This window comes from Marinifilum sp. JC120, assembly GCA_004923195.1.
Taxonomy (GTDB): domain Bacteria; phylum Desulfobacterota; class Desulfovibrionia; order Desulfovibrionales; family Desulfovibrionaceae; genus Maridesulfovibrio.
The window spans coordinates 1-545 of the sequence record RDSB01000152.1; the positions used below are offsets into that span (position 1 = coordinate 1).

1 protein-coding gene is annotated in these 545 nt (G+C 30.1%); it reads right to left on the reverse strand.

Annotation, left to right across the window (positions count from 1 at the left end):
- Window positions 1-334: 334 nt before the first annotated feature.
- Window positions 335-545 (reverse strand): hypothetical protein (locus tag D0S45_20765; GenBank protein ID TIH06204.1); only part of this gene is annotated, 211 nt, incomplete at its 5' end.

Below are 545 nucleotides of genomic sequence, written 5' to 3' on the forward strand. Positions count from 1 at the left end.
AACACATACTTCACAAGCAATGCATTTATCAAATTCAAACACATACTTCACAAGCAATGCATTTATYAAATTCAAAMTGGATTCGAYCGCGGMAACGTTCCKATGTTATTAATTTTTCATAGGGATATTGAATAGTTACAGGTAAACGATTTGTGTGGGATAAGGTAATCATGAAACYTTGACCAATRTACCTTGCAGCTCGTASKGTTTGTTGACCATAATTCATGAACCCGGTTAYCATAGGRARCATATYGTRAWTATCTMTGAATAATTTTATCTTTGTTTCTGTCTCTTGTTTAAAACAAATAATGAATATATTAGATTCATTTTAAATTTATAGTGAAARGAGTTGGRAAGAAGTKGTTAATAATAGATTACCWAGRGAAATAGGTAAAAGAAATTTCCATCCAAGATTTAATARTTGRTCCATTCTTAGCCTAGGTAAAGTCCATCTTGTTGCGATAGAAACGAACAAAAACAAATAAGTTTTAGCTAATGTAATAAAGATACCAATTGTTGTTCCAAAAATTTGATCCCTTTGAAAT